Consider the following 25,253-nt stretch of genomic DNA (forward strand, 5'->3'; position numbering starts at 1 on the left):
ACGTCCGGATCTAACTGAGAGGTGCGGGGAATAATATCCCTCATCGACTCAACCCCTAATGGTTATAAGATCGAGCTAATTCAATTAGGCACCCAAGGTTCGGCTCAACAGCAAGAAGCATTGAGTTCGCCAGTCAGCGATTGAAATCGCCGCCCCATCCCAGCTCTAAAGTCGTCTAAAGACGACTGGATAAGCGTTTAAGTTAATTTTAACTGCGATCTCGCACCATTCTCAACAACTGCCGTTGTTATTAATTTCCTGGGCGAGCGAAAAAGTCTTCTAGAGAAGACCCGATAGGAATTTCAGTCGATTTTAATCGAGTTGAGCTTTGAGCCTAGAACTTTAGTTCTAGGCGTTGATGCTTAAAGTCTTACCTAGTAATCATTTAGTCTTATAGGCAATAAGATCATTTTTCATTCATTAATGACAGAGATGGTCAATCGCCCTCACCCCCAACCCTCTCCCAATTTGGGAGAGGGGAGAAGAATGTCGATCGCGAAAACCTGAAAATTGGTATAACTTTTGCGATCGCGCAAGAAAATTCATTCCCTCATAGCTCACTTGGGATTTAAATCCTGAACGAGTTTTCGCGTTCCTACTCTCCTAGAGGGTAGCGCTAAACAACTCTAATACTTGCTTCCAAGCATCTTCTGCTGCTTGTTGGTTGTAGCTTGCCCGCTGGTCGCAGAAAAAGCCATGATCGGCTCCAGAATAGCGAAAGACGCGGTGGGGAATGTTGTATTTTTGTAATGCGGCTTCGATTTCGTCTACCTGTTCGACGGGAATGCTAGCATCTTCCATGCCAAAGAAAGCATAGATCGTTCCTTTAATCTCTGGCGTTCGGGTTACGGTAGGTTCTCCGTCTCCAGGCGACCAAGTGGTAATTCCTGCGCCATAAAAGGAGGCTGTTGCTTTAATATCGGCTAAAGTTGCTGCTAAATAGGCAACGTGTCCCCCAAAGCAAAAGCCAATGCAGCCAACGCCAGTACGCTTGACTTGGGGTAAGGTGTAAAGATAGTCGATCGCGGCTTGGATATCGCTCAGCAATTCTGAAGCTTTGGTTTGATTTTTGTAGACTCTGCCGATTTCGATGTCTTTTTCGGTATATCCCGTTTCAAAACCGGGTGCTTGACGCTGATAGATGGCAGGCGCGATCGCAACGTACCCTTCTTTAGCAAATCGTCGGGTAATATCGCGGATATGATCGTTAACTCCGAATATTTCTTGAATGACGACTACGGCAGGAAAGGTACCTTTGCCTTGTGGGGTAGCGAGATAGGCATCGATGGCTAGATCCTCATTTTTGATTTGTACGCGATCGGTTTGAATTTCCAACATTGTCAATCTCGATTTCTCCAAACTATATTTTAATTAATTACTAATCGGCAAACCCAACCAATCGCTCAATTCATAAGCAATCCAGTCTAATTCCGGTTCGGATAAATGAAAATCCAGTCGATATTTCTGGGTTCCTGCCCAAATGATAAGAGATGGGGGAATGCTAACGCGATCGCCATCTGAGTTTTTTGTGTACGAAAGATTTGCCCGCTGCAATTTGTTAATACCTTGGCGTGGAAAAGAACGAGATTGTGGATATCTAAAACCAAAAAGTTCTTTTGCCAGAGAAATTTGTTCACGATCGATATGGAGTATATTTCGTCCAAATAAACTAAAGAGAATTTTAATGATCATACTGATACCCGCTGCCCAAAAAGGAAGAGAAAATAAAGCAAAAAATAGATTGCCTGGAGATGGGGCTGTGAGTGCCATAGATGTCCAGAAAAAAATAAATGAATTCCAGGCGATTGCGAATGCTCCTAGAAATACTAATCCTGGATGAAATCCTTCTGCTGGAACGATTAATTCAAATTTTTCACTATCCTTATACAGTAAAATTTTACTTCCAAAAGGTTGGCTAATTTCTGAGGGAGTCAGGGGAACTAGCTGAGAGCTTTCTAAGGCTTCTAAAGCTTGCAAGGCTTGCTCTGCCGATTGAAAACGTCTTTCTAAACTTGGTTCGGTCATTCGCCGCAACCAATTCCTTAAAGTAGGACTTAGATTGGTAAATTTTTCAAATTCAATTCGTAAATCTTTTTGCGGTAAATCGGCAGGAGGAATACCAGTAAATAGATAAATTAATGTTGCTCCTAAACTATAAAGATCGGACGCAGGAACGGCACGTCCGCCAAATTGCTCTGGTGGCATATAGCCATAAGTTCCTACTAAAGTCATCGTTGCACCTTCTCTTGAAGCAAGCGTTTGTACGGCTCCAAAATCAACTAAATAAACTTGACCGACGCTATGCCCCGAACGGTCGGTTAATAAAATATTGCTAGGCTTAATATCTCGGTGAATGACAGGAGGATTTTGTCTGTGTAAATAAATAAGAATCTCTAATAAAGATTTTGCTAATTCTTTAACTTCTTCTTGATTAAACGTTCGTCCCGAACTGAGCTGTTCTTCTAAGGATTTTGCATCGATATAAGTTTGAACTAAAGCAAATCCTTTGACGTTTTGCAAATTAACATCAAAATAGTTTAAATAACGAGGAATAGCAGGGTGATAAAGATTGCGTAGGGTTTGTGCTTCCCTTTCAAAAAGTTCGAGGTGTTTCCATTCAAAATCTTCGCCAAAGGTTAGGAGTTTAATGACAACTAACTCTTGAGTTTGTAAGTCGCGAGCCAAAAAAGTTTGTCTTCCAGCTTTTTTGCCCAATTGTTTCTGAATTTCGTAGCGATCGCTGATTATTTGACCGATCATGGTTTGACTCCTATGTGTATTTCTGTAAATTTAAGTTAGTGGTTAGTAGCCTACTACCTACTAATTACTAACCACATTTATTTTTCCCATGAAAAAAATTGATTAAACGCGATCGCACTCCATTGCAATACTATTTTAAAGCAAGGACTATAAAGATAGCTTATCTATATAGAGTTCGCATATTGCTTTGTACAATAAAAGCGATCGCTCTATCAGGTGAATGACAATGCGCTACAAACTGCTAGGTCACAGCGGACTGCGAGTTTCCGAACTTTGCTTGGGAACCATGACTTTTGGCGAAGACTGGGGATGGGGAAGTTCCTACGATGAGAGTCGCAAAATCTTCGATCTTTTTGCCGAAGCAGGGGGAAATTTCCTCGACACTGCCAATCTATATACCAATGGCACGAGTGAAAAATATGTCGGCGAATTCGTTGCTGCCGATCGAGAAAAGTGGGTCGTCTCGACCAAATATTCGCTCAATACCGGACAAGGCGAAGTTAATGCAGGCGGCAACCACCGGAAAAATATGGTGCAGTCAGTCGAAGCTAGTTTGAAGCGTCTGGGGATGGAATACATCGACTTGCTATGGCTGCACGCTTGGGATTTTACCACGCCCGTGGAAGAAGTCATGCGAGCGTTTGACGATTTAGTCAGAGCCGGAAAAGTTCTCTACATTGGCGTTTCCGACACGCCTGCTTGGATTATTTCCCAAGCTAACACCATTGCCACGCTGCGCGGCTGGACTCCTTTTATCGGTTTGCAGATCGAATATTCCTTGAGAGAACGCACGCCAGAACGAGATTTACTGCCGATGGCGCGTGCCTTCGAGATCGGCGTGACGGCATGGAGTCCCCTTGGTGGGGGCGTTTTGACAGGTAAATACAATCGTCCTGCCGATGAGTCTGGCGAAACCGGGCGACTCAGCGATCCAATGTTTAAAATTAGCGAACGGGATTTGAAAATTGCAGAAACTGTTGTCAGCATCGCTAACGAACTGGGACGATCGCCTGCTCAAGTGGCTCTCAACTGGCTGCGGCAACAACCCGACGACATCATTCCTATCATCGGTTCGCGCAAGGTTTCTCAGATACAAGATAACCTGGCTTGTCTAGAGTTTCAATTGAGTCCAGAACAGATGCAACGGTTGGATGAAGTCAGCGCGATCGAACTCGGTTTTCCCCATGATTTCTTGAGGAGTCCGATGGTTCAAGATTTCGCTTTTGCCGGATCGCTGGCAAAAATTGACTATCGTCGGTTATAGGGAGCGAAGCAGACATTAAAATCTCACCAAGAAATCAATTTCTTGGCTAAGAGCGGAAGTCCATTAAATAACAGGGCGATATTTGGGAACTCTAAATAGAGAGTTCTTTTATATCGTTCATGTCGCGTCTCAACCGGAAAGCTTGGAAAATCCTGCGTGCCGAGATGGAAAAATGTACTGCTAGCGATCGCATCGCAGGAGAGGCATAGATTGTAACTATACAGAAGCGATCGATCGCAACTATGTCATCGCTCAGTTACAAAAAATTATCAATCGACTGGAGCAAGTTCAGCCTGGAACGACGACATATTCTCAAGCACAAGAATTATTGGCTTCAGCACGGCAAAGACAGAAACAGTTAGATTAATCTCTCAAATGCAATTTAGATAAATTATTACGTTTTTTTGCTATGTAGTCCTTATTTTTTTAAGTATTATAAAAGTTTAAATTCACTCACTCCAAAACAACTTACTATGGCTCGCAAATCATAAATTTTCGATAGCTAAATTGTTGTTGAAGAAAAAAATGACAGAAAAATCTAATACAGATACAATTCCTTCAGGAGTAATCGTTCTAGTGCTGGTTTTAGTATTTATTCTTTTACTTTCAGGAGTTCTTTATTCACTTTCTGCTGTTGGTACGATTTAAGTAAAAAAAAAATAGTTGAGTTTTTGTAGATTGAAGACAATCGCTTTATGATTGAAGGATAGACAGTTACTTTATCCTTCAATTAATTACGTTCTTGATGCGCTTAAACGGAGCAAAATAAGAGATGCAGCGATCGCTGCGTCTCTAACAAGTCTTCAGTAGCTAAACAGAAGTTTAACTATACTACGGCAGGTTCGAGCAATTTGACATTAGAAAAACTGAATTCTCTGGTCACTGTTTGACCGTTTTCTTCGGTTTGGATAACTCGGCTAGTCAAGATGTAATATTTGCCGATTTTTTCGTAATTGTCTTCAAACTTGCTTCGTCCCGCTTTGACTTCGCCCGTCTTTGGGTCGCGGTAGATAGAATCGTAGCGATGGGAGAGATAACCTTCTCCCGTATCGTGGCTGCTAAAGGTGTCGATCGTCACGACAACCCCGTGAATGTGGCGATGGACGTGACAAACTTCATTATTGCGAACTTTATAGCGATCGCCTTGCGACTTCCCGCCAACCAGAATTTCTACTGCCCCAGTTTCATCGATATCGCCGTAGCTAAATGTATTTTTGCCATGAGTCTCTTCAAAGGTTCGGCGGATGCGGTGGATAGCGGTTTCCCATAACTGTCCGTGAATTTCTTTTTTCGCCTGTTCGTCCGCTATATCAAACACTTCACCACTCAAGTCTGGATTGACGCGAACTTTAGCGCGAAAAACCTCGTCTCCTCGCCTGAAGGTGATATCAGCCGTGTATCCGGGGAAATTTTTCTCCCAAGTATAGCGGTTTTCGTAGGCGGCGCGAAATAGATCGCGGGCTTCGATTCTTTGAGTCATGCAACTCTCCTTACTTTACTATCTCTAGTTTGACCGATCTCGCTACTGACAGGTTGTCCCAAAAGTAAAGTATAGAATGTACAAGGTACTCCGCCGCGAGGCAGCGGAGCCTGAAAAGCACTTCGTCATGTTGAGCGTAGCAATCGCAAAGCGAAACATCTCATTGCAGTTTTCACTTTTTCTTTTAAGTTTTTGGATCGACGATCGCGCCCATAAATACAATAGTTCCCGTTTGCTCGTCTCGAATTGTGCAGAAGAAAGGGCGTTCGACAATCATTGAAAACGGGTTGCTCAGAGCAGTGGAGTTAGCCTGCACGCCAACAGAAGTAGCAGCCGAAGCTTCAGTTCCCTCTTCATTAACTTCTACCAAAGTTTTGTGTTTGACGCGATCGACCCTCACCGGTTCGGAAGTCAGAGCAGTAAATTCGGCTTTGGTGCCGTCGAACATTGTCTTCATCCCTAAAGTAGCCAGAGCATTTTTAAGTTCGATTTCGTATTCGAGCTTAAAGCGGGGAATTTTTACTACTCCTTTTTGATTTTGAAACTGAGATAGCCATTGATTCCAATTTTGAGCGTTTAACTGTCCTAAAAAAGCATCCAAGTCACTGTTCTGTTTGGGCAGAAAAACGTACAAGCTCAATCGTCCGCTACCGTAAGGCAAGCTAACTGCTTGAAATTGTTGGTTTTCGTAATAACGGTAATTCCCTTGACGAGACATCAGGGGATGCCGTTTGGATGTCCCGTCGGAAAGATAAAACGGCTGTTGGGCAGTCTGAGTTTTATCAAACGGGTTTGTCCAGGTGCCTTTAAAATAAATGGCATTAATTAAAAACATTACGTCGTCGGGGTTGATGCGATCGACAATCTGAGCGATTTTGCCTTGCGTACTTTCTTCTACCCAAAGATTAATGATTCCTACTGCGTCGGGACTGGCAAAATCTAAGTTGGTGACTTGTGCCTGGTAGAATTGCCGAGTGTTTTTGAGAAATTGATGTCGAAAGGAAAAGCCCTGTCTTGCCCACAGAGAATTGGCGATGGAGAGCTGGACTTTAGGATCGGCGTTTTGCAAAGATCCGCGTAAAGATTGGTTGGCAGCATTAATGGCTCCGAGATCTATCCCATCCAAAGCCATTGCCGTTGCCATTTCCTGTTGGGTTGCGCCGCTTGCGCCATTGTAGAGCATCGATAGAGCGATCGCGACGCTAGCAGGCGAGAAAAAGACATTTTGATTTTTACTGGTTTTGACCATTTCTGAAAATAGCCTAAAGCCAAATTGGATATTGACACTGACCAGTTTTCCGTCGGGATTGGCTTGCTTGGGGGCTAGGGCCATGTCGCTAAATTTGGAGGAGGAATCGGGATGGGTAGCTAGAGCCATGTTGTTTAGGCGGGAACTCAATCCGATCGAAAACGTTAATAAAGTTATCGTCCAAATCGCGATCGCCGTTTTTTGTTTCATCGGAGGCATTTTAAGTTGCAATATTGTTCGCTATCTCAATAATGACGCTATGGGGTAACTTTCTGACGAGAGGCTACCCTAACAAACCTTGCCTAAGTTGGCATTTTGTCGAAAAATTCGCGAAGTTAAAGGAGGACGCGATGGGACGGCGGAGTATCTCTAACCCGCCCTGAAGCTATACTCGATCGCGACTCAATTCAATCGTAAACTGTTAGGAGGAAGCAACGGAGGTTATCGAAACTGTGAACTTACCGGACATTATTCAAAAAGGCGGGCCAGCTATGTGGCCTTTGCTGTTTTTATCTATCTTGGCGCTCAGCACCATTCTCGAACGTCTTTGGTTTTGGGCAAGAATGCTTCTCAAAGAAGGAGAGGTTTCTACTCGCATTCTCGAAACCGCAGCCCGCAATTGGGATCTGGCATCCAAGATCGCGCGGGAAAACCGCAAACATCCAATCGGAGAATTGCTCTATGCGCCTCTGCGCCTTTCCGAACCCGACCCAGATGTTTTTCATCTGGCGCTAGAAGCTGCCGCTGACGAACAGCTAGCCACAATGCGACGGGGAGATAAGATCTTAGAAGCAACGATTGCCATTGCCCCCCTGTTAGGACTGCTCGGTACGGTATTGGGTCTGATTTATTCTTTAGGCGACCTACGGATTGGCGACTTGGGAACGGCTTCTACGGCTGATGTCCCTATCGGTATCGGTCAAGCCCTCTATTCCACCGCAGCAGGGCTGATCGTTGCCATTTTCAGTTTGATTTTTTATCGACTCTTTCAAGCCTTTTGGTCCAATCAAGTAAGAGTGTTTCGCAAAGCCGCAAGTGAGTTGGAATTAATTTATCGGCAGCGCTGGATGGAGATCCAGGAGCAATCTTATGCTTTCGATGTCAATGATGTTAATCTGGAAACGTCAGACCCCTTCGATAGCTAAGATATAAAGCAATATCTATAGACGAGATTCTAAGAGCGAATGAAAGAATCACATTCTCGAACAAACGCGAGCCGTGCTGGGGCTACCCCAATAGCCTTACGTTACTTTAGGCTGTGGCACGATCGCACGGATAATCAAGAGGTACGGATTGAAATCGTACCGCTAATTGACGTTGTTTTTTGTATCTTAATCTTCTTTATTTTGGCTGCCGTTAGTTTTTCTCGCCAGCAAGCGATCGGCTTAGATTTACCCAAAGCCAGTACCGGCAAGCCTCAGATGCGAGAAATGCTAGTCGTCAGCCTCGACGATTTGGGACAAGTCTATGTCGAACAACAACTCGTGACTAGCAATCAGCTGTTTCAAGCCCTCAAAAACTATCATCAGTATAATCCCAACGGATTAATGGTTCTTCACGCCTCCAGAAATGCTAGCTACAACGAAGTGGTTCGAGTCTTGGACATGCTGCGGGAGGTAGGCGGCAATCGCGTGGCGCTAGCGACTTTACCTGGCGAATCGGAAGCATTGGAAGCAATACAAGGAAATTTGACTCCTAACTTCAACAACAACTTGCCTTCGGGAACGAATTTGCCCGGAGGTTCTCCCTATTCTCTGCCGCAGAACTTACCTCCTTCTATGCCCAATTCTAGGTTGGGCAACTCTCAATCCAATCCCTATGCTCCCTCCGTTCCTAGCTTACCCAGTCCCCCCAATACGACTCCCGGCAGAAACAATTAATTTGGGAGCCGGAGAAAAACAGTCGCTAAGAATTGATTCGACAAGCCAGTAATTGTTCTTCTAAAGCAGCAATGCGATTGTAGGCAGCTGTCAACTGGGCTGTCAACCGTCGGATCTGAATATCCGAGGACAAGGTTTGCCCACTTTCGGAATTGAGTCGGAGTCGCTCTTCGCCATCATCAACGAGAATATCTTTGTGATCCGTCAGCGACTGAAAGTGTCCGTTAGTTTGAGATAACGAACTTCTCTGAGAATTTTTGCTCGGATAGTTCGCCAGTTCGTTCTCTGGCAATTGTTGCCTCTCCAGAATTAGAGTAGAGATGCGATCGCTAATGCGTTCGACAAGTTCGTGCAGCCGATCGACTTTACGATCTAGATCGAAAATTTGTTGTTGTAGCGTATCCATAAGATTACCTAGCTATATTAGTTCTTTGTTTCCCATCCTATGAGCATCACAAAAAAAACTAATAGGATTCCCGATTCATTTAACTATTGCTTCACCACTCTTAATTAAAGGCTTCAAATTCTATGGAAATCAATCCTATTCTTCAATCGTTTTTTGCAATTAGCTGCCAACGGAGTTTTTGGAGTTATTGAAGAAGAACGGGAATTTGGCTTATATGGCAATAATGGTCAAAAGATATTCATTTTTCCGCTTTTTTCAATGCATAACCGCTCTATTGCCTGACAATTTACCAAGTGTTTTTTTGAGTAGTAAAAATCGATCGCATTGGGTCTATGCTTAGCCGTCGCTCCTTTTTAGTCGGTGCGGGAACAATGGCACTCGCGCAATGCTTGGCTGGATGTAACAATCGACAAACAGCCTTGCAAATTTTGCTGCTACAAGGAACTATCCCGCCGCAGCTAATTGGGTCATTTCATAAACAAATCGATCGCGAAAAAGCATTTTCCTTCAAACCAGAGGCTCAACTCAAAGATCTCTTTGATTTGCTACAAATTTGGCAGCAAAAACCTCAAAATCAGTCAGCGTGGTACGATAGAATGCCTTTGATTGGCAAGCAGACACCTACTAGCGCCGATTTAGTAACTTTAGGGGACTATTGGCTGGAGAAGGCAATTGTTGAACGATTAATTCGACCGTTAAATGCTAACGATCTAACTGGATGGCAGCGATTACCTACTCGCTGGCAGGCATTAGTAAGGCGAAACGAGCAAGGGATGCCCGACGAACGAGGTCAAATTTGGGGCGCGCCCTATCGCTGGGGCAGCACTCTGATTGCCTATCGCCAGGAGGAGTTTGAGAAGTTAGGTTGGATGCCCACGGATTGGGAAGATTTGTGGCGAGAGGAATTGCGCGATCGCATTTCTCTTCTAGACCAACCGCGAGAAGTCATTGGGTTAACGCTCAAAAAGCTCAAATATTCTTACAACAGCCAAGATTTGAACAAAATCTCCAACCTAAAATCAGAGCTATTGTCGCTGCACCGACAGGTAAAATTCTACAGTTCGGATCGCTATCTCCAGCCTTTGATCTTAGGCGATACTTGGCTTGCCGTAGGTTGGTCTAGCGATATCCTCGCCCTAACAGAGCGCTATCGAACGATTAAAGCAGTCATTCCGCGATCGGGAACCTCTCTTTGGGCAGATATATGGGTACAGCCTACCTCTACACGAGAAACTAGCGATCGCGCTTCTCTATTAAAGCAGTGGATTGATTTCTGTTGGCAAACTCAGTCAGCCAGTCAAATTTCTCTGTTTACCAATGCTGCCTCCCCAATCGTTGTTAACCTTAAAGCCAACGAATTGCCCAAAGACATCCGCAAAAATCCTTTGCTGCTAATCGAACCTCAAATTTTAGACAAGTGCGAGTTTCTCTATCCCCTTCCCGCCCAAGTCCAGAAGGAATACGAGACTCTCTGGCGGCAGGTGCGCAAGACAAGGAGACAAAGAGACGGGAGATAGGATAAATCTGACTGATAACGATATTATATTAGTAGTGCGAGCATCTTGCTCGCGAATTGCCTAAAAACGAGCAAGACGCAAAGAGCCAAGGAGCTTTCGCGACGATCGCAACTTCTTCATTGCGATCGCGACTCAAGGTAATCTTGATAATAGGTTTGCAGTAAGTTTTCCAATTGCTCTTGGGGGCAGCACTCGATTAGCGCTTCAAAAGCCTCTAGCAATTTTGCCGCACTGTCCCCCAAAAACGGACTCAATCCCCAAACATCCTGTACCCAGTCCTGTGGGTTTTCCTCCTCAAAAATCAAACGTTCTAGGAGCTGCTTTGCTTCTGCTTTCGAGATCGACATAGCGCTTATCCGTTGCTAGAGAAAAAGGCTTTCGTAGTGGTATCCTATCAAATCCTCAATGGGATTCGTCTGAACTGGTAATCGGCAAAGCCGAGGCAGAAGCGGCTTCCAGCTGGCGAGAGAAGGTCGGTAACTCGTCACTGATGACTGGTTCGGGTAAGTAGTCACGGAGTACTTTCTGCGTCTCGGCTAAATCGCTTGCCAAACCAATCTGATGTCGTTCGACCACTCCCAACACCTTGCGAAGATTATCTCGTTCTACCACGGGCAGCAAATACAGCCCCCTCGCTTCCATTCTTACCAAAACTTCATTAACGGGTTCGTCCTCGTGAGCGTAGAGAACCTCCTCAATACAAATATCTCCTAGTGGTTGCTCAATGACGCGATCGATTGGATGGGATTCTGCGGACGGCTCTTTGATTGGGAGAACCAGCCTGCGCTTGATGTCAGCTAGCGAGATAATTCCCACGAGCTGCTGCATCTCATCGAGCACTAAAGCCGTATGACATTTATTCTGGCACATGACCCGACCTGCCTCTAATAGAGACATGGAAGCAGGCAATCCTAAATAAGAGTGCCCCATGACTAAGGCAGTCGGTAAATGCTCTAAAGGCTCCTGTTCTTCCTGCTTTTCCAAGTTCACTCCCATTTGTTGAAGTTTAAGGTCTGGGAGCGACTGGCTGGATTTCAGGCGCTCGACTATCCAAACGCTAACTCCCACCGCAGTCATCAAAGGAAGAATGATGAGGTAGTTTTGGGTCAACTCAAACAGAAGAATAATCGCCGTCAGAGGAGCTTTGGCGCTGCTAGCTAATACGGCTGCCATCCCCACCATCGCATAGGCGGCGGCTGGGGCAATCTCAACTGGTAGTACTAGCGTCAAGATATTGCCATAAATCGCTCCCAAACAAGCTCCCAAAAACATGGCGGGAGCAAAAATTCCCCCCACCAAACCACTGCCCAAACAAATTCCCGTCAGGAGCAATTTGAAAAGCAACAGCAGGCACAGCAGCGGCAACGAATAGAATTCTTTTCCTTGAAGAATGACCTCTATCGTTCCATAACCAACGCCGAGAACTTGAGAAAATTGCAGGGCAACCAAACCGACACAAGCTCCTCCAATAACGGGTTTTATCGCTCCAGGAAGTTTTCCCAACCAAACCAAGGCGGGAACTTTTCCTTGAAAACTCGCTTGGAAAAATTGAATTCCCCACACGAAAAGCATGGAAACAAGACTAGCTAATAAGCCCAATCCCAAGTAGAGGAGCCACTCCCAGTTACTCAAAACCTGATAGGGAGGGAGATCGAAAGCCGGACGCGCTCCCATGTAGATCCGGGCAATGACTGCCGAGACGACGGCTGATAAGAGAATTAAACTGGCGGCTGGAGTGGTGAAGGTGGTTCCCAATACGACCTCCAAGGCAAAGAAGACTCCCGCGATGGGCGCGTTGAATCCTGCCGCTAACCCGGCGGCTGCCCCGGCACCAAGCAGAAGTCGATAGCGTTCTTTAGAGACTTGAAAGACCTGTCCTAAAATAATGCCGACGTTAGCACCAATTTCGACACTGGGACCTTCCGGTCCTAAAGAAGCGCCCGTTCCCAGTGAAACGGCTGCTGCCAGCATCTCGATCGCGGGTCGCAGGGGAGACAGCGGCTGAACTCTTGTGTCGCTCAGCAAAGCCAATAATCCCTGCCCGAAGAACTCTGAAAACTGCCATCGCATCAACCCGACAAGACATCCGCCCAAGATGGGAATGAAGGCTACCATCCAAGCTCCCCAGGGCGAAATGTAATCGAGTAGCTCGTTAAAAGCTAAGGTTTGAAACAGGGCGATTAGATGATGGAAGAGGATCAGCGCCAGTCCCGTGCTGCCGCCAATAAACAGGGCAGAAATCAACACCAGTACTTCTGGCGACGGTTGCAAGCGATTGAGAAAACTGGTTAAGCGATCGGATAGGGAAACTGGCTTGGGCGTTGGCGGAAGCAGAACTTTGGATTCGGGCAGGGCAGTAGTCATTTAAAGATGGCAAGCGGCTTGGAATTAAAATTTGTCCGAGGGGAGATGGGAATTATCCGATCGCAGAGAACTACTGCGCGATCGCGGCAGTCTCTTATCTAGAATTTTGCAATATTTAGATCGAACTTTAAAAGTTCTAGTCTCAGAAATCCTAATGACTTCGCGCTCGACTATGAGGGCAGCTTGAGGCACCCCCATCGTCAGATTTCGAGCGATCGCTCTGGGCAGGCATTAAATTTCCTAGTCTTTTTCTACTGTACTCGGTTTTTTCCGCGATCGGTAAACGGTTATATCAAATCCGGTTGAACGACCACAATAACAAGTCCCGCTCGCGACTCCTGTTGGTCGCACTACATATTATGACTAATTAAACGGATTTGATATTACAACTTTTGCAGGGGTTGCTAAATGTCTAAGCCGTATACTCCATCACCAATTGATTCTTACCCCGTCGAAACAAATTTAATACCATTTTTCATTCATTAATGACACAGATAGTCGATCGCCCTCACCCCCAACCCCTCTCCCAATTTGGGAGAGGGGAGAAGAATGTCGATCGCGAAAACCTGAAAATTGGTATGAGTCTCGATTGTCTTTTTTATCAGCTTTCAATGTCCGGGATCTCTATTATTCCCTCGCTAACTAACACTGAAGATCCGCCAACTCGAATTTCTTTGATTTGGTTATTTTCTTTATCAACCTCCACTTGAAGAATGCTAGGTCTTCCCATCTCGAAACCTTGCTCGACAACCCATTTTAAAGTTCCATCGGTTAGGGGATGACGAGTTCCTAAATAACCTGCCAGCGCAGTTGCAGCCGAACCTGTAGCGGGATCTTCTTGGATTCCCAATCCCGGATCGAACATTCGCGCCCTAATGTCCGATCCCTCTAGCTCTGGATCGTAGCAAAAGACATAGACTGAAGATGTCCAGTAATTCGACAGCAATTGTTGCCAGCGTTCTCGATTCAGTTTCACTCGTCCTAGTGCCTCGCGATCGCGCAAGGGAATAAACAGAAACGGTAAGCCACAGGAAACCGCTTGCGGATAATCTTCTCCATTGAGTAAATCAGAGATTTCTAGAGATAGCATTGAGGCAAGTTCGGCAACAGAAGGCGGTTCGGAACCGAATTTGGGCAATTGTGCGGCAGTCAGTTCGCTATAGATGGGTTTACCGGCTTCGGTACGAATTTTCACCGGAACTGCACCAATACCTTCTTCAAAGATGACTGTTGTCACTTCGCCTTGCAGCGCGATTTCTCCAATGGCACTGAGAATGTAAGCCGTTCCTACGGTAGGATGACCTGCAAAAGGAATTTCAGTAGCAGGTGTAAAAATTCGCAGGCGACAAGTTCCTTGAGAAGTTTCGGCAGGAAAGACAAATACGGTTTCTGAGAGGTTAAATTCCTTCGCTACCCGTTGCATTTGCTGGGCGTTCAATCCTCGTGCATTGGGAAGAACGGCTAGAGGATTGCCGCCAAAGATGCGATCGCTAAAAACATCGGCTGTGTAGAATTTATGGCGCATAACTTTCTCCTGTCACTTTATCTCGTTTTGGAGAAGTGAGTAACTTAAATAAATGTTCGTAGAGCTATATGCTCGACTGACAAGAGGCATAAAGTTTTATTGTAAGTAAAATTTGCACAAAAAATTGCAAAGATTAGGGAATTTGCTGTAATTAATAAAAAAATCTGTGAAAATATAAATGCTAATCCATCTGGCTTCCTCTTGTCTTTAACCGATAACTTCCAAGCTAACCTTACCGTTACCCGTAACCGAGCGCAGTCTCATGTCTTCGATCGAGTTTTCTGCCAGAAAGCAGACTGAGTTATTTGACTTATTAAAGCAGCGTCAATTTAGCGGTCAACTATTGCTAGCTGACTCGAAACAACGACGATGGACTTTTTATCTATCCGCAGGTCGTATCATCTACGTTAGTGGAGGAATCCATCCCACCAGACGGTGGCAAAGAAATTTAGCCCTAGCCGCTTCGCACATTCCTGAGATTCCCACTCATCCTTCGATCTGGCAACGAGTTTTAGAAAAAAATGCTCCCGAAAGCCTTCGGTTTGGCTGGGAGTATCAGCTATTATGCTTTTGGGTAGATCGACAAGAGCTGACTTTCGAGGAAGCCACTAAGACAATCTGGTTCGATCTAGTAGAAGTCTTATTCGATCTAAATCAGGTAGGAGAAGTTTCGTTCAAATTACGCGAGGATAAGTTACTCTCTGCTAGATTAGTAGCCATTGAAGCTCAAGATGCGATCGCGATTGCCGAGAAACTTTGGCTGGCTTGGCAAGCAGCTAGCGCCACAGCGTATTCTCCTCACATGGCATTGGCGATCGAACATCCAGAAAAACTGAGGCAATATTTTTCAGATCGCCAATATCAATCACTGATCGAACTGGGTAACGGACAAAATACCCTACACGATTTAGCCGTTCGACTCAAGCGAGAAGTCGTTACTATCATCCGTTTATTTTTGCCCTACATCGCCTCGGATTTGATGAAACTAATCGACATTCCCGATTTACCCCCGCCAGTTTGCCTACCCATGTCGCCACAATTTGTCTCATCGGCAACACCAACTCAACAGCCGTTGATTGCCTGCGTCGATGATAGTCCTCTGATTGGTTACTTTATGGAAACGATCGTCAAACAAACCAATTGTCGGTTTATCGCGATCGATGACTCCCAGCAAGCCATCAAGATTTTGTCAAATTGCCAACCGGATCTCATTTTCTTAGATTTAGTCATGCCCAAAGCTGACGGCTATGAAATTTGTACTCAGTTACGCAAGCTTCCCATGTTTCGTCGGACTCCCATTGTCATTCTGACTGGCAATGATGGAATTATCGATCGCGTTAAAGCTAAGCTTGTAGGCGCTTCGGGTTTTATTAATAAACCAGTCAAGTCAGAGATAGTTATAGGTATCCTCCGCAAGTATTTCAAAACAATTGTCGGACAATCGCTCTTCGATCCGGACGATGAAGTGAAATATCGAGGTCGTCCGGTGAGACAATAGGGACTTAGAGGATTGTCTATAGGCGGTGTGTATCGTCGTCATCAGCAATTTATCGATCCAGCTAGAAAAATCCGTTTGGCAATTATTAAACCTTTTCATCTCAAAGTTGGTAGATTTCGACAGCAGTTTTCGCTTAAAGATCCGCGCTTATCTGTCTTTTTGTATGGTGCAGATCGCATTGCCTATCGACGGTTACAGGGAATTTATCCAGGTTTACTAGAGAGCGATCGCCAATCTTGGTTATAATATCATCGTTCAATTTTAAGATAAAAACTTAATTTCTGCTTGTATATTTTCTCGCGATCGCATCTCTAACTTCTTGAATAAATAGTCAGTTGAATAAATTCTTTCTCTGCTCAAAAAATTTTCTAATACTTGCTTTCTTTTAAGGCGATATTCTTTCTCGGAAACCCAAGCATATTCTTGTCTGATAGCTCTTGCATATGCTTGGTATTCTAATGGAGACGAACCCAGTATAGAAAGATCGGCATCTAAGAAAATTTGCATATCGATATCGCCAGATAAATCTTGATGTTGTTTCGTCATCAAAATCATTTTTTCGACCTTTTCTATAGTTTCTTGAGAAACATTTATTCTAGTTAAAGTAGTGCGAGCATAAGCAGCACTTTTTTCCTCATTATCTTTTGCTTGAGGGTCGTAAATGACATCGTGAAACCAAGCTGCTAATTGAATAGCTACTAAATTATTTCCTAGCGATCGCATTTCATTAACTATATCCAAAACTTGCTGAATATGTTTGAGGTTGTGATAGGATCTATAGGGTTGAGAATAAGCAGTCACAAACTCCCTAAATACCTCTTCAGGAAATAAGTCGTTTGTCCAATATTTATCTGTCGCTAAAATTTCGGATAACATAGTTTTTTAACTCTGTCTCCATGCTTCTCTCTACGCTTTTACACGAGATATAGCGATTTTCAAGTGAAGAGAATTTCCCTCAATCGACCAATGCCCATCTCTTATCTAACCGAAAACTGCTATATTATTCTTTCGCCTGCAATCGCCTCACTAAATCGTAAAATGGTTCCCAATTATCTTCATAAGCGATAGGTTCCCATACTGATTCGATCGCGGGTCTAAGTAAAGCCGTTTTGGGATTATAATATCGCAGGCGATCGCCGATTTTTTCCATCTCTTCAATTGGCAATTGATTCAAAATATGATGATATAATCTTCGCCAACTATTCCAGTCTGCTTTTGGCAATTTAAGATTTTCTAAAATGAGCGAACTATCCTCTCGCCATCCATAATTAAACTGCTGGGATAGCTCGTAAAAGAAATCATGATAACCTATTTCGGTTTCTTGGAGAATCTCAATGGTTTTCTCTAATAACTCTTTTGATTCTGGAGTCGATAAATTATCGAATCCTAATTTATTCATCATCAACTGATGATAATAAATGTAATAATACTCATCAAATGATGCTAAACTCTTCTCTAACTCGGAAAGTGGAATTACCATCGATAAAGAGAGTTGAAGCATTTCGAGATTTGACCGACAAATATAGGGTTGATTGCCGTAACTATAGCGCCCGCCATAATCGAAATAGGCAGCAGTAAACAATGGATTATAAGTAGGAATAAATGCATAGGGACCGTAGTCAAAACTTTCCCCGGTAATCGACATATTATCTGTATTCAACACCCCATGACAGAATCCTGCTGCCATCCATTGCGCAACTAATTTTGCTACTCGCTTAACTAATTCTGCATAAAATTCAACATAGCGATTCTCTGAGTTAGCAACTTCTCGATAGTAGCAATCGATGACGCAATCGAGTAGTGTATGCATTAAATCGCGACGTTGGATGTAACGCAATCGTTCAAAAGTACCAAAGCGAATGTGAGAACGACTCATGCGAACCATCACTGACGAACGAGTCGGAGACGGTTCGTCTCCTCGCCATAATGCCTCTCCCGTTTCAATCAAACTTAAACAGCGAGACGTATCTACGCCGAGATAATGCAATGCTTCTGCTGCCAAAACCTCTCGAATGCCACCTTTGAGAGTTAATCTACCATCGCCATTTCTCGAATAGGGAGTCTTCCCCGAACCTTTCGTCCCAAAATCATACAATTGACCGTCAACGCCGCGTACTTGTCCGTAGAGAAATCCCCTGCCGTCTCCTAGAAAGGGATTATATTCCCCAAACTGATAGCCATGGTAGCGCAGTGCCAAAAAAGGACGAATCCCCTGAAATTTCCCAAATGCTTCAATAAAGTGAGAATCATGAACAGATTCGGGATTTAATCCCAACTTAGGTAATAATCGATCGTTGCGGAAGCGAAGAATGTGCTGGGGAAATTCTGCGGCAGAAACTTCATCAAAGTAGTCGTCTCCCAGTAATTCTAAGGCAGGTTCGTAATCGAGATTGAGAAAAGGATTGGGGGATGTTTGCGTCATCTGATGAGTGAAGAAAGTTAGCAACCTTTATATACCCTAACCCAGACGCGATAAAAAAATCATTTCCCTAATTCCTCTGCAACCCTTGCCAATTGGTGGTAATTTGAGAATAGCGATCGCTGTATTCAATTTTAATTAATTCACAAGAATCGACTCAAATCGAACTCTTCGTTGGTTGCTTTTTCCTCAAATCTCTCCTCGCTCAAAATCAACAACAAACGGTCTGTATAATCTACGGCACCTCGCAACTCGTCCCGTAATTTTTCTAATCCTCCATTGGCATATTCTTCAAAAATTTTCACTCGTTGTTCCTCTGCATTTAGGTCATGAGTCGAGAGAATTTTTGGATCTTTTGTTTGAGCGATCGCGAGTAACTTAATTGCGGTATCGTATCCTCTAGAAATAAAAATTTCTAAGCTAATCGGTGCGGGTTCTGTATTAGAAATAGTTCCTAAAGGCACTCGCTTGTTATATTTTGCTCCTAAAGCAGCTGCAAAGACGATGGCATCGGCATAAGTTTGAAAAGGTCCTTTGGCACCATTAAAATCGACTAACGCTTTTACCAATTCCGCTTTCTCTTTTGCAATTCTAATTCTTGGTAGTGCCATTTTTTAGCTGATTATTAGCGATCGCGTTTAAAATTTATTATGGCGCGATTTTAAAGTCAGTTCTATAAAGATACGATGAAATCTCCAAAAATTCTTATTTCTAGTATCGCGATCGCACTCTTAATTTTACTCCTGGGACTCCTCAATTTTATCTATACCCCAGCGATCGTTACTAGTAATAACCCCAGTGCCTATTATCAACAACGTGCCTTCCACAGTCGCGATGGCATTGGCAAGTTTTATCTGGGACGAGAAATTGCTAAAGTCATGGGGCACCAGGAAATGTTATGGTTAGAACGCCCTAGTAGAGAACTTCAAGAACAACCAAAGAAAGTTATCGAAGCGCTAAATTTAAAACCGACTGATGTCGTTGCAGATATCGGTGCGGGAACGGGATATTTTAGCTTTCGCATAGCATCTTTGGTCCCTCAAGGCAAAGTCTATGCCGTGGATATTCAACCTGAAATGCTAGACGTTATTAACTTCCTAAAAACTGAGAATCGAGTGATTAACATAGAGACAGTTTTAGGCAGCGTCAGCACCCCTAATTTATCTCCCAATAGCATCGACTTAGCGTTGATGGTCGATGCCTATCACGAATTTGAATATCCCAGAGAAATGATGGAAGGAATAGTCAAGGCACTCAAAAGGGATGGCAGAGTCGTTTTAGTCGAGTATCGCCGCGAAAATCCTTTAATTCCTATTAAAGCTCTCCATAAAATGACTCAAAATCAAGTTAAAAAAGAAATGAATGCTGTTGGTTTGTCTTGGAAAGAAACCCAAGAATTTTTACCCCAACAGCACATTTTAATTTTTCAGAAAAATTAAACTAATTAAATAAAATCGGTAAAAGTCAGAACATTTTCCACTTTTACCTTTTTCCTTTTAACTTTAATTAGCCACCTCTGCCATTTCAATTACTCTTTCTTCGATATCTTTGACTAGAAAATTAAGTGGTTTTTCTCGGCGTACCTTAAATTTTAAACGTCTCGACTGTACGCGCAATAAAATTTGTTCTAAACAATCGCGATCGAAACAAACGTGCCGCTGGCAATTTTTCTTACCGTAACTCGCACCAGAGATAATATGTAATTGAGTATTTTTTTTCAATTGATACCAGAGTCCTTCCGTACTATTGTAGCGGGGACTATTCGTCATTCTAGCAGGGCTGCTAGAAAAATAAAGCGGGTCAGCGCCTGCGGTGCCTAAAGTTTGTTCGTAATTATAGTAATAATGTAAAGGAACATCTGCCACGGGCAAATTTAACAACCCTTCGTAAAACTCCTTGGCAACGTCGAGGTCGGAAACCATGATCGTGTGAACTTTTGGTGCGCTAGTGAGAAACATCCACATCGCGATCGCATATGCCACCAAGAGCATTACCATGATGCCTTGAGTGGAAAAAACGCTATCGATAGGCAGAAAAGCACCGAAATAAGGAGAAACAAACATAATAGCAGTCATTCGATCTGAGACTTTTTATCCTAGAGTTTAGACTAACCTCATGGTAGCTAACAGAGATATAATTATAGATTAGCTTATCTAAATAGCTCCATAAACTGGCACTGCTGCGCCGCGAATGTCTTTAGCTGCATCTGAGGCCAGAAAGCAGATTGTTTGTGCCAGCGATTCTGCCTTGACCCATTGCGACGCTTGTGCTTCTCCCATCGCTTCGCGGTTGGCAGGCGTGTCGATAACGCTGGGAAGAACGACATTGGCCGTAATATCCATCTCCTTGGTTTCTTGCGCAATTGCTTGCGTCAGCGCCACAACCCCAGCTTTAGAGGCGCAGTACGCCGCCAATTGAGCGCCTGGCTGCACGGCCCCCCTCGATCCGATCGTAACGATTCTCCCATAACCGTGTCGCCGCATTGCTTTCAAGCAGTGTTTGCAGACGAGAAAAGTAGTATTGAGATTGAGATCGAAAGAAGCTTTCCAATCATCAAAACTAAATTCGTCCGTCCTTCCCATCGAGAAACCGCCAATGAGATGAATCAAGACATCAACTCGTCCGAGATCGTTGACGAGCTTTTCTACGACGGATTCGTCATTTAAATTGGCTTTGACAAAACGAATGCGATCGAAATCAGCAGCAGACATTCTTTCCTTGAGACGAGCAACGCCGCTTTCACTGCGATAGGGAACCGTAACCTGTGCCCCACAAGCAACTACGGTTGGCGTTACCCCCAGTCCCAAACCGCCAGTGCCGCCGGTGAGTAAAACCTGTTTGCCTCTCATGACTTAGAAATTCCAGAAATCTTTATATCGACAGAACATGAGATAAAAGAGAAAATAGAAGTTAAACTAGGTTAATTTAACTATAGATGATTTAGATTAGCTTTTTAAGGAATACATTGTCATTGACATGCAGTCAATACAGTTTAGCAACATCTTCCCACACTAAATCAAAGATTATAGTGTGGACTTCCCGCTCACAAAAGTTAAAGGGTAAGAGTACTGCATTTAAGAAGATTCCATCAAAAATATTTCATCATGCTTGTCTGTCCCCAATGTCAGTTTGAAAATCCAAACAACAACAAGTTTTGCCAAAGATGCGGAACCTCTCTAACGCATAAATCTTGTCATGAATGCGGCACGAGCGTTCCGTTTAGCGCCCAGACCTGCCACGGATGCGGTGCTTTTACGGGAACGGTATGGTTGGTAATTATTGTAGAGCAAGGGGAACAGAAGCAACAAAATCTTGGCGAGTATCTGGATTTAGGGAGGCGCTATCGACTGATGTCGAGCGAGGGAAGCGCTTTGAGCCAAGTAAGTACCTCAAAATCTCTCCATAAGCGGTTTCAAGGCAAAGTAGTAGACTGCCAGCCCTTGCAAAAATCTGTCTTGGGCATTCTCCTGGAGCAGCAAGCAGAACTTTTAGAAAATGCTCAAGAAAATTCTACAGGCGATCGGGTATCGGAAGCGGATCTGTGGCAGCGAATCGGCATTCCAGAACTGGCTCTGCCTTATTTGACCCTCAAAGACTCTATTCCCGCCATACCTACTATTCACGATGCTTGGCACGAAGAAAAGAAAGAGGTAATTTTGCTATCGGATCGTTCCGATTGGCAGTTACTTTCCGAACAGTGGCGGGAGGGACGACTCTCTTTAGAAGAAACGATTTCTCGGCTGGCGGAAATGGCAAGCCTTTGGGAAATTCTGTCTCAAGTCGATTGCCAGCAAAGTTTGTTAGTTGAGAGCAATTTACGGATCGCTAAAGAGCAAACATTTGGATTGGAGCAACTCTACCAGACTCCTCAAAATACCCAACTAACGCTGCAAGATTTGGGCGGAGTGTGGCAGAAGCTATTGCAGCAATCTGAGTTAACCAAGTTCGAGCCTCTAACTCAACTGTTAAACGAACTTACTAGCGGCGCGATCGCGACCATAGAGCAACTTCAACTCAAACTTCAGGCGCTGCATCGACATACCACCGAAGCTAGGGGACGGAGACGTATCCCTCCTCGACAGCCTTTACCGATTAAGAGAGGAAATGGAGATAAGGTTTCGGCATCGGACGATCGCTCTCAAACTAGCGACGCAGATTTATCAGTTATCCCTTCGAGTTCTAAAACTGCCCCTAGCAGCGATCGCGAACTGGAGAAGGCAGTAGAACGCTCTTCTACCATAGCGCCGAGGGCTTCATCATCGGGCGATCGCGAACCGACGCTTTCCGGCGCTCAAGCCGCCGTACCAGCTCAAACGACGGTTAAACTCCCCGCCCAAAGCGTTTCCTCCGATGAACCAACGACCGAGGAACTGGTACTTGCCTCCGACGAAGACGAAGATAGCTTCGATAGCGCTTCGATGAGATCGGTTGGACAAAAGACCGAAGGAGAAGATTTATCGACTGCCGTTCTGCCAATGGAGTTGCAGAGCCTTGCCGATGCGGGATATACCGATCGCGGTCGCCAACGACATCACAATGAAGATTTCTTCGGTTTGAAGTCGCAAGTCAAGAAACAACTGAGCAGCCGAGGCAAGAAATGTCAAGCTCGCGGTTTATACATCGTCTGCGACGGGATGGGAGGACACGCAGCCGGAGAAGTCGCCAGCGCCATGGCAGTTGAAACCCTGCAACGCTATTTTATCGCTAATTGGCAAGACGATTTGCCCGATCGCGAAACGATAGAGAAAGGCGTGTTGCTTGCCAACCAAGCGATTTTTAACGTCAATCAAAAAAATGCTCGTTCTGGCAACGGACGCATGGGGACGACCCTGGTTATGGCATTGGTACAAGATACGAAAGTCGCGATCGCTCATGTCGGAGACAGTCGCATCTATCGCGTCAGTCGCAAAGGAGGTCTAGAACAATTAACAGTCGATCACGAAGTCGGACAACGAGCCATTCAAGGGGGGGTCGATCCCAACATTGCCTATGCGCGTCCCGATGCCTACCAGTTAACCCAAGCCCTCGGTCCCCATGGCAGTAAATTTATTCAACCCGACATTCGCTACCTCGATCTCCAGGAAGATACGTTGTTGCTGCTGTGTTCTGACGGTCTTTCCGACAATCACCTGATCGAAACCCATTGGCAAACCTACTTGACCCCTCTAATTAGCGCTAACAACAATTTAGAAAAGGGACTGCGCAAGCTGATCGATTTTGCCAATCAACACAACGGTCACGACAATATCACTGCCATTCTTGTCAGAATGAAAGTACGACCCTATCTCGGAGGTGGCACTTGGTAATTCATCTAGCCTCATGATCGTTCTAAGTCTTTTAAATCCCGAAACCCATCAGCCTTTGCAAAAGTGGAGTTTCTCTGGAAAATCCGCCATCCGTATCGGTCGCCATCGCGATAACGATATAGTTCTGGCGCAATTTTTAGCCGTTTCTCGACATCACCTCGAACTCCAGCGACTCGAAGAGTCTTATGCGAGTTCGGGGTGGCAGTTAATCAGTTACGGATCGAACGGAACGTTTGTCAATGGCAGACTTGTCTCCCAAACTGTTCTCCAAGATTCTGACCTAATCCAATTAGCCCCAGAGGGTCCCCTACTTCAATTTCGCTGTCAGGCAACCGAAGTAAATGTTCAAAAGACGCCGGTCGAGGTTTGCACCCATCTGGGCAATCCGCCGACTAATTTATTCTGTATTCATTGCGGCAAACCGATTGTCAAGCAACAGCATTTTATTCGTCACTATCAGGTGTTGCGAATCTTGGGACGAGGAGGCATGGGAACGACCTATCTTGCTTGGGACAGACGAGGAACCCCGACGGATTCTCCCTTGCTGCTAGTCCTCAAAGAAATGAATGCAGATATCGCACAGATTGCCAAAGCGAGGGAACTGTTTGAAAGAGAGGCTCGCATTCTTAAAACCCTCGACCATTCTGGCATTCCTAAGTACTACGATTTTTTTGTCGAAAATGGCAAAAAGTATCTGGCGATGGAATTAATCCACGGTCAGAATTTAGAACAATGGATCTTTGAAAAGGGGGCTGCTAAACCCCAACAAGCATTGACGTGGGCTATTCAAGCTTGCGATATTCTTGCCTATCTTCACTCGCTCAAACCACCACTGGTTCATCGAGATGTCAAACCGGCTAACTTGATGTTACGCAAGATCGATAATTGCATCATGCTTTTAGATTTTGGCGCCGTGAAAGAAGTTGGTACGCCACAAGAAACGCGCATTGGCGCGCAAGGATACAGCGCCCCAGAACAAAGCCGAGGCAAACCTTGCCCGCAATCCGATCTTTACGCGATTGGAGCGACCCTAATCTTTTTACTGACGGGCGAAGCTCCTTTGAAATATTATCGTCGTCTGGGAGAGGAATGGAATTTTGATGTTGGTAGAGCACCCAACATTCCCCCTCAGCTAGGCGAAGTTATCGTCAAGGCATGCCGTCCTCAATGGTGCGATCGCTACCAAAGCGCTCAAGACTTGTCGCGGGCACTGACGGATTGCTTGGAGCGACGATCGATTAGCAAGCCATGAGGGCAAGGCATCCCTCGCCCCTACAGATGCTATTCTTCATCCCAAGCTTCGACTAGTAAGACCTCGCTGACCGGATCTTGCATGGTGAAGCCAAAATCGAGGAGTTCTTTTTTCCAAAAAGCCCAGTCGTCGCCATAGAGTAAGGCTAATTTCCAAAGCGGATCGCTAGGTTTGATCGCTTTTGATGAAACCAGTGAAGACAACTTACGCTGAAACTTCACCATCGGGTGAGCGACTTGATTAGTCATAGACTGTTATCAATTTGCAAACTTAACTGGTTGTGTAAATGCTCTTTGAGCGATGCTTCTTTCTTTGCAAAGGTTCTACTGAATG

25 protein-coding genes are annotated in these 25,253 nt (G+C 44.7%); 11 read left to right on the top strand and 14 right to left on the bottom strand.

Features of this window, described 5'->3' with window-relative positions; translation table 11 throughout:
- The first annotated feature begins 21 nt into the window (after positions 1-21).
- Positions 22-144 carry a hypothetical protein gene (locus NIES593_RS25340; protein ID WP_281250777.1) on the top strand — a complete coding sequence of 41 codons (123 nt, stop codon included), beginning with the start codon at positions 22-24 and terminating at the stop codon, positions 142-144.
- Between the two features lie 459 nt (positions 145-603).
- On the opposite strand, the gene NIES593_RS21195 is transcribed toward NIES593_RS25340, so the two are convergent.
- Both NIES593_RS21195 and NIES593_RS21200 read right to left on the bottom strand, forming a co-directional pair.
- Entirely contained in the window at positions 604-1,338 is a 735-nt protein-coding gene (locus NIES593_RS21195) for a dienelactone hydrolase family protein (protein WP_175561196.1), read from the bottom strand.
- Between the two features lie 33 nt (positions 1,339-1,371).
- The gene (locus NIES593_RS21200; RefSeq protein ID WP_073601480.1) at positions 1,372-2,760 is read right to left on the bottom strand and encodes a serine/threonine protein kinase; all 1,389 of its coding nucleotides are present in this window, start codon (positions 2,758-2,760) and stop codon (positions 1,372-1,374) included.
- A gap of 226 nt (positions 2,761-2,986) precedes the next feature.
- On the opposite strand from NIES593_RS21200, the gene NIES593_RS21205 reads away from it, so the two are divergent.
- Both NIES593_RS21205 and NIES593_RS25345 read left to right on the top strand, forming a co-directional pair.
- Positions 2,987-4,024 (top strand): aldo/keto reductase, encoded by a 1,038-nt coding sequence (locus NIES593_RS21205; protein ID WP_073601481.1) that lies wholly within the window; start codon positions 2,987-2,989, stop codon positions 4,022-4,024.
- 525 nt (positions 4,025-4,549) lie between these two features.
- Positions 4,550-4,672, top strand: coding sequence for a hypothetical protein (locus NIES593_RS25345; RefSeq protein ID WP_281250778.1), 123 nt, complete (start codon positions 4,550-4,552; stop codon positions 4,670-4,672).
- A 178-nt stretch (positions 4,673-4,850) separates the two neighbouring features.
- Here NIES593_RS25345 and NIES593_RS21210 read toward each other — a convergent pair whose 3' ends face one another.
- The gene (locus tag NIES593_RS21210) at positions 4,851-5,504 is read right to left on the bottom strand and encodes a DUF3386 domain-containing protein (RefSeq protein WP_073601482.1); all 654 of its coding nucleotides are present in this window, start codon (positions 5,502-5,504) and stop codon (positions 4,851-4,853) included.
- Positions 5,505-5,688: 184 nt separating this feature from the next.
- Positions 5,689-6,963, bottom strand: a complete 1,275-nt coding sequence (locus NIES593_RS21215) for a serpin family protein (protein WP_073601507.1) — start codon at positions 6,961-6,963, stop codon at positions 5,689-5,691.
- Positions 6,964-7,205: 242 nt separating this feature from the next.
- On the opposite strand from NIES593_RS21215, the gene NIES593_RS21220 reads away from it, so the two are divergent.
- Positions 7,206-7,898, top strand: coding sequence for a MotA/TolQ/ExbB proton channel family protein (locus NIES593_RS21220; RefSeq protein WP_073601483.1), 693 nt, complete (start codon positions 7,206-7,208; stop codon positions 7,896-7,898).
- Positions 7,899-7,937: 39 nt separating this feature from the next.
- Positions 7,938-8,633, top strand: coding sequence for an ExbD/TolR family protein (locus NIES593_RS21225; RefSeq protein WP_073601484.1), 696 nt, complete (start codon positions 7,938-7,940; stop codon positions 8,631-8,633).
- 25 nt (positions 8,634-8,658) lie between these two features.
- Here NIES593_RS21225 and NIES593_RS21230 read toward each other — a convergent pair whose 3' ends face one another.
- On the bottom strand, positions 8,659-9,039 hold the full coding sequence (locus tag NIES593_RS21230) for a hypothetical protein (protein WP_073601485.1): 381 nt from the start codon (positions 9,037-9,039) through the stop codon (positions 8,659-8,661).
- Positions 9,040-9,371: 332 nt separating this feature from the next.
- Between NIES593_RS21230 and NIES593_RS21235 the strand changes: the two genes are divergently transcribed.
- Positions 9,372-10,556, top strand: coding sequence for an extracellular solute-binding protein (locus tag NIES593_RS21235; RefSeq protein ID WP_073601486.1), 1,185 nt, complete (start codon positions 9,372-9,374; stop codon positions 10,554-10,556).
- A gap of 116 nt (positions 10,557-10,672) precedes the next feature.
- On the opposite strand, the gene NIES593_RS21240 is transcribed toward NIES593_RS21235, so the two are convergent.
- The 3 genes from NIES593_RS21240 to NIES593_RS21250 form a co-directional block, all read right to left on the bottom strand.
- The gene (locus tag NIES593_RS21240) at positions 10,673-10,903 is read right to left on the bottom strand and encodes a hypothetical protein (protein WP_073601487.1); all 231 of its coding nucleotides are present in this window, start codon (positions 10,901-10,903) and stop codon (positions 10,673-10,675) included.
- A gap of 55 nt (positions 10,904-10,958) precedes the next feature.
- Complete coding sequence (locus NIES593_RS21245; RefSeq protein ID WP_073601488.1) at positions 10,959-12,920, bottom strand: chloride channel protein; 1,962 nt, start codon at positions 12,918-12,920, stop codon at positions 10,959-10,961.
- Between the two features lie 601 nt (positions 12,921-13,521).
- Positions 13,522-14,445, bottom strand: coding sequence for a PhzF family phenazine biosynthesis protein (locus NIES593_RS21250; RefSeq protein ID WP_073601489.1), 924 nt, complete (start codon positions 14,443-14,445; stop codon positions 13,522-13,524).
- Positions 14,446-14,707: 262 nt separating this feature from the next.
- Between NIES593_RS21250 and NIES593_RS21255 the strand changes: the two genes are divergently transcribed.
- On the top strand, positions 14,708-15,943 hold the full coding sequence (locus NIES593_RS21255; RefSeq protein WP_073601490.1) for a response regulator: 1,236 nt from the start codon (positions 14,708-14,710) through the stop codon (positions 15,941-15,943).
- A 27-nt stretch (positions 15,944-15,970) separates the two neighbouring features.
- Positions 15,971-16,189, top strand: a complete 219-nt coding sequence (locus NIES593_RS21260; protein ID WP_073601491.1) for a hypothetical protein — start codon at positions 15,971-15,973, stop codon at positions 16,187-16,189.
- A gap of 15 nt (positions 16,190-16,204) precedes the next feature.
- Here the strand turns inward: NIES593_RS21260 and NIES593_RS21265 are convergent, their stop codons facing one another.
- The 3 genes from NIES593_RS21265 to NIES593_RS21275 all read right to left on the bottom strand — a co-directional run bounded on the left by NIES593_RS21265 (position 16,205) and on the right by NIES593_RS21275 (position 18,973).
- Positions 16,205-16,819, bottom strand: a complete 615-nt coding sequence (locus tag NIES593_RS21265; protein WP_073601492.1) for an HD domain-containing protein — start codon at positions 16,817-16,819, stop codon at positions 16,205-16,207.
- Between the two features lie 124 nt (positions 16,820-16,943).
- Positions 16,944-18,365, bottom strand: coding sequence for a protein adenylyltransferase SelO (locus tag NIES593_RS21270; RefSeq protein ID WP_073601493.1), 1,422 nt, complete (start codon positions 18,363-18,365; stop codon positions 16,944-16,946).
- A gap of 140 nt (positions 18,366-18,505) precedes the next feature.
- Positions 18,506-18,973 carry a DNA phosphorothioation-associated protein 4 gene (locus NIES593_RS21275; protein ID WP_073601494.1) on the bottom strand — a complete coding sequence of 156 codons (468 nt, stop codon included), beginning with the start codon at positions 18,971-18,973 and terminating at the stop codon, positions 18,506-18,508.
- A gap of 75 nt (positions 18,974-19,048) precedes the next feature.
- On the opposite strand from NIES593_RS21275, the gene NIES593_RS21280 reads away from it, so the two are divergent.
- Positions 19,049-19,801 carry a class I SAM-dependent methyltransferase gene (locus tag NIES593_RS21280; RefSeq protein WP_073601495.1) on the top strand — a complete coding sequence of 251 codons (753 nt, stop codon included), beginning with the start codon at positions 19,049-19,051 and terminating at the stop codon, positions 19,799-19,801.
- 63 nt (positions 19,802-19,864) lie between these two features.
- Here the strand turns inward: NIES593_RS21280 and NIES593_RS21285 are convergent, their stop codons facing one another.
- Entirely contained in the window at positions 19,865-20,437 is a 573-nt protein-coding gene (locus NIES593_RS21285; RefSeq protein WP_073601496.1) for a glyoxalase-like domain protein, read from the bottom strand.
- 78 nt (positions 20,438-20,515) lie between these two features.
- On the bottom strand, positions 20,516-21,211 hold the full coding sequence (gene fabG / locus NIES593_RS21290; RefSeq protein ID WP_073601497.1) for a 3-oxoacyl-ACP reductase FabG: 696 nt from the start codon (positions 21,209-21,211) through the stop codon (positions 20,516-20,518).
- 255 nt (positions 21,212-21,466) lie between these two features.
- Here fabG and NIES593_RS21295 point away from each other — a divergent pair, with 255 nt between their 5' ends.
- Entirely contained in the window at positions 21,467-23,668 is a 2,202-nt protein-coding gene (locus tag NIES593_RS21295) for a serine/threonine phosphatase (RefSeq protein ID WP_073601498.1), read from the top strand.
- Positions 23,669-23,681: 13 nt separating this feature from the next.
- Positions 23,682-24,920, top strand: a complete 1,239-nt coding sequence (locus NIES593_RS21300; RefSeq protein ID WP_073601499.1) for a protein kinase domain-containing protein — start codon at positions 23,682-23,684, stop codon at positions 24,918-24,920.
- 29 nt (positions 24,921-24,949) lie between these two features.
- Here NIES593_RS21300 and NIES593_RS21305 read toward each other — a convergent pair whose 3' ends face one another.
- Complete coding sequence (locus tag NIES593_RS21305) at positions 24,950-25,168, bottom strand: DUF4327 family protein (RefSeq protein WP_073601500.1); 219 nt, start codon at positions 25,166-25,168, stop codon at positions 24,950-24,952.
- Positions 25,169-25,253: the final 85 nt, after the last annotated feature.

Origin of the sequence: Hydrococcus rivularis NIES-593 (assembly GCF_001904635.1) — a bacterium.
In the GTDB taxonomy this organism is placed as follows: Bacteria; Cyanobacteriota; Cyanobacteriia; order Cyanobacteriales; family Microcystaceae; genus Hydrococcus; species Hydrococcus rivularis.